We start from the raw sequence: 448 nt of genomic DNA on the forward strand, positions 1-448 counted from the left end.
AGCTATCAAGGAAAAGAAGGCTATGTTTCGTTAGAGTTTGTGAAGTTAGAAGCAGGAAAACAAGAAGGAAAGCCAGCGGAAGACATTACGAATGGAACGCAAGAAGTAGGAACGATTAACGCGACAAGCTTACGAGTAAGAAGCGCGGCGAATACAAGTAGCTCGGTTCTAGGAAACTTAAAAAATGGTGAAAAAGTAACAGTACTAGGAAAAGCAAACGGCTGGGCGAAAATCAGCTATCAAGGAAAAGAAGGCTATGTTTCGTTAGAGTTTGTGAAGTTAGAAGCAGGAAAACAAGAAGAAAAGCCAGCGGAAGACATTACGAATGGAACGCAAGAAGTAGGAACGATCAATGCGACAAGTCTCCGAGTAAGAAGTGCGGCGAATACAAGTAGCTCGGTTCTAGGAAACTTAAAAAATGGTGAAAAAGTAACAGTACTAGGAAAAG

At 41.5% G+C, this 448-nt stretch carries 1 protein-coding gene; it reads left to right on the plus strand.

Annotated elements, in window-relative coordinates:
* The coding region (locus JDS92_RS30145; protein WP_199633045.1) for an SH3 domain-containing protein at positions 1-448 on the plus strand (448 nt) is incomplete at both ends.

The sequence above is a fragment of the Bacillus cereus group sp. N12 genome, assembly GCF_016483575.1.
In the GTDB taxonomy this organism is placed as follows: Bacteria; Bacillota; Bacilli; order Bacillales; family Bacillaceae_G; genus Bacillus_A; species Bacillus_A toyonensis.